3 protein-coding genes are annotated in these 3,967 nt (G+C 50.5%); all 3 read left to right on the top strand.

All coding sequences use genetic code 11. The features are described from left to right. The first annotated feature begins 142 nt into the window (after positions 1 to 142). The 3 genes from BZG79_RS12650 to BZG79_RS12640 all read left to right on the top strand — a co-directional run bounded on the left by BZG79_RS12650 (position 143) and on the right by BZG79_RS12640 (position 2,839). On the top strand, positions 143 to 640 hold the full coding sequence (locus BZG79_RS12650; protein WP_077774567.1) for a GNAT family N-acetyltransferase: 498 nt from the start codon (positions 143 to 145) through the stop codon (positions 638 to 640). A 101-nt stretch (positions 641 to 741) separates the two neighbouring features. Next, positions 742 to 1,854, top strand: a complete 1,113-nt coding sequence (locus BZG79_RS12645) for a cache domain-containing protein (RefSeq protein ID WP_077774565.1) — start codon at positions 742 to 744, stop codon at positions 1,852 to 1,854. Continuing rightward, entirely contained in the window at positions 1,814 to 2,839 is a 1,026-nt protein-coding gene (locus BZG79_RS12640; protein ID WP_199877814.1) for a HAMP domain-containing methyl-accepting chemotaxis protein, read from the top strand. Before BZG79_RS12645 ends, BZG79_RS12640 begins: the two co-directional genes overlap by 41 nt. The last annotated feature ends 1,128 nt before the right edge of the window (positions 2,840 to 3,967 follow it).

Here is a 3,967-nt window from a genome sequence, read left to right as displayed (position 1 = left end):
GAGATAGTTTGTTTTCTCTCAATTTTTGATTTTTTGCGTACCACGCGTTTGAACGAAAGATGAGCAATTTGTCATCAATACTTGGCGAATGGGACGAACTTCGGTATCTTATGCGCCGCAAAAAAGCAAAAAGGAAGCGAAAATGCTTATTCGACGCATGGAGTTGCGTGATTGTGACGCGATCAATATCATTTATAACTATTACATCACCCACACTGCGATCACGTTCGATTTAGCCCCTTGGCAAAAGCAAGAGCGTGAACATTGGTTTGCGCAATTTGATCCGTCCTCCCGCTATCAAGCTTGGGTGGCAGAGCAAGATCAACAAATCGTTGGGTTTGCTTATAACACGCCGTTCAACGCTAAACAGGCTTTTCATATCGCCTCAGAGATCACGATTTACGCCGCGCCTGATGCCGGCGGTCGCGGTATCGGCTCACAATTGATGCGCACTTTGCTCGAGGGGATGCGAGAGCAAGATCTTCGCCGTGCTTACTCGCTGATCACACTCCCTAACCCCTCTTCACTGGCGCTTCATCGTCGTTTTGGCTTTCAGCAAGTTGGCCAACTTAACGAGGTCGGTGAAAAGTTCGGCCAATACCATAGTGTCGCCATGCTCGAGTGTGATCTGACCGTTTGAGCATGCTGTTGGCCTGTTGAATAAGCCCCACCCTCTTCACCATGCACCGTTACGGTGCCCTCATTTGATACCGTCGTCACGACGTTCAGGAGTTTAGTAGTATGAAAGTTCGCACAAAGGTATCTGCGGCAATCATCTCCGCCTGTGTTATCTGTATTCTCGCCACCGCAGCAGTGCTCGCCAATCGCACCACTGCATTGTTTGGCGACCAAATGCAAGATCAAGCCATTAGCCAGCTCAAAGCAGTCCGTGAAGCTAAACAATCAGAGCTCAGCAGTTATTTTTCATTTATCGGCCAACAGTTGACATCAATGGCCGATTCAACCATGACTGAAAATGCCGTTAACGCATTTAGTCAGGCCTATTTACGCTACAGCCGTGAAGTACGGACCGACCGCGCGTCACGCCGCGCCCTGCAGGATTACTATACCGACACCTTTGGTGATGCCTACCAGGCGCTTAACGATACGAATGCCAACGCTCGTTCCAACCTCGCCGCGCTCGCCCCCGCCACACGTACACTGCAACAATTTTACATCAGTGGTAGCCCGCACCCTTTGGGCGAGAAAGACAAGTTAGTTACCACTAATGACGGGTCAACCTACGATAACGTTCACACCCAGTACCATCCCAACTATCACCGTTTTGCCGAAACCTTTGGCTACCAAGATATTTTATTAGCAGATGCGAACGGTCGTATCGTTTATTCGGTGGCGAAAGAAATCGATTTTGGCACCAGTTTGTTTGCCGGTCCCTACGCCACCAGCGGGATGGGAGATGCGTTTTTAGAGGCTATCGACGCACAAGCAGGCGACATTAGTTTTGTTGATTATCGCCCTTATTTTCCCAGCTATGACGAGCCAGCTTCATTTATCGCTACCCCTATTGTTGAAAACGGCGAAACCCAAGGGGTGCTGATCTTTAAACTGCCCATCGCACGATTAAGCGGTGTCATAAGTGGCCAAGGGCACTGGCAATCTGCCGGATTTGGTGAGACGGGCGAAATGTTTATGGTGGGGCCAGACAAGGTTCTCCGTACCGAGGCACGCGCGTTACAAGAAGATAAATCGGCCTATTTAAATTTGTTACGCACCAATGGCGTAAAACCCGGTTTGATTAACCGCATCGACTTCACTGACACCGCGGCTGGACAAATGCCAATCGATTCTCCAAGTGTGGCCCAGGCGCTCGCGACTGGGTGGCAATATTGCTAAACCCATGATTGCGGTGACCACACGGATTAAGACGATCGCCGAAGACAAGGATTTAACTCAACGGCTGCCGGATAAAGGTAAAGATGAAATGGCGCTGCTCGGCCGTTCGCTCAATCAGATGTTTGCCAGCTTCCAAACCGTGATCCAAGAAGCGCATCAAGCATCTGGATTACTTGGGCAAGCCGCTAACGATATTAACCAAGACGTAGTCACCATGCACGATCGCGTTACCGACCAGGTCAAGCATACCCATCAAGTGGCCTCAGCGGCGACGGAAATGGCTACATCGGTCACGGATGTCGCGCAATACGCCGATCAAGCCTCAACCGCGTCAGACGATATCACCCAAGCGGTGAATAAAGGCTCGCAAATTGGTGACGATCTGGTGGAACAGATCCGCACGTTGTCATCGAGTATGGACGCCGCCACGGCGACCATGAGCCGCTTATCGCAGCAGAGTGAAGAAATCGGTACCGTGCTCGATGTGATCCAAGCGATTGCCGAGCAAACAAACTTGTTGGCATTAAATGCTGCTATCGAGGCCGCCCGTGCCGGCGAACAAGGCCGTGGATTCAGCGTGGTCGCTGAAGAAGTACGTACCCTTGCCTCTCGTACCCAGGACTCCACCGAAAGTATTCGCGATAAAATTGCCGCATTGCGCCAAGAGACGCAGTCAGCGGTGGCGGATATGGATACCACCAGCCAAACCGTGGAAGTTTGTGTGAACCACTGTCAGCAAAACAACGCCGCCTTGGTGGATATTGCCAACATGGTCACCGAAATTAATCAAATGACCTCACACATCGCCAATGCCACACAGCAGCAAACCCAAGTCACAACGGAGATTAGCGAAAGCATCACAGACATTGCACAATCAGCAGAGACTGTCTCGCAACGTACGCATGACACGGCAGAAACCGTCACCGACTTAAGCCAACGTTCTGCGCGATTGGCGGATACCATCGGACATTTCAAAACCGAATAATATATCCCACCATGATGTGTAGAGGGAGGCATATTGCCTCCCTGACTATCAAACTCGTAGGCCGAAAAAGCGCCGGGGGCACTTAGCAATCTTGCACATCGAGGCCGAAGCGCGCCTCCGACATCGGTGTCAAATGTTGGCATCGAATGTTACAAGCGACACGGAAAACGGAATACAGAATACAGAGTACAGAAAGAGCAAGCGCCTCAATACGCACACAGTCCTGCTCTTTCCGTACTCCGTAAGCGAAGCGATCTGTATTCAAGTTCTCGAATCAGGCGTAGGTCGGACAAGCGCCAGTGCGGTGTTAGTCGTGTATACCCAAGCCGAAGCGCGCCTCCGACATCCGGGGCAAATTTGACCCCGATCGTGACAGGCGCCCAGGCGGCATAGTGCACCTATCCATCATCGCGCTGGGGCTTGTGTCATCGTCGCCAATGGCACCACCGACGTTAAAATACGCGTAGGTCGGTATAAGCGCCAGTGCGATGCCAATCATTATCACGATGTGGGCCGCGCGCCATCCGACATCAAAGCCAACGATTAACCCCGATCGTTACAGGCGCCTATTGCATGGCGCAGAGCAACTGGCGCCCGTTTACAATGTGCACCTATCTATCATTGTGCTGGGGCTTGTGTCATCTCTTACCCTACTCAGATTCACTCGCTTTTTTTACGCTTTTCTGATGATGAAGAGTCAGAAGCAGAAAAAGGATTCGGGGAGGACTCGCCGTTGCTATCGGCGATGCTTTCTACGGCGACTGGCTCGATACCTACACCGACGCGTAATCCTCTTGTTGCCTCCCAGACTGCTGATTTTGTTTTCGCTCGTTGAACTCAAGTTATGCTTAGGTTTTATCCTGGCCCCACATTCTTTTTTGTCTCAATGCACTGGCTGAATATGTTAGCTGTGAAAAACTTTATCCACGAAAAGCGATTAATAATAAAACAGGGAGGCCTGTTAGCCACACATTAGCCAATAAAGTTGACAGTCTATATATAAGGTAATCAGAGCCATAAATAGATTGGATGCTTTGACGCCACTCTTGAATCTCTGCCTTCGGTATTCGCCAACCGTATCTAAGCATGAGGTATGCGTACCATATGTGACTTGTAGAGCTAGCAAAT

It is taken from the genome of Salinivibrio sp. MA427 (assembly GCF_001996115.1).
In the GTDB taxonomy this organism is placed as follows: Bacteria; Pseudomonadota; Gammaproteobacteria; order Enterobacterales; family Vibrionaceae; genus Salinivibrio; species Salinivibrio costicola.
Note: the sequence above shows the minus strand (reverse complement) of the source record. Positions and strands in the feature narration are given on the sequence as shown.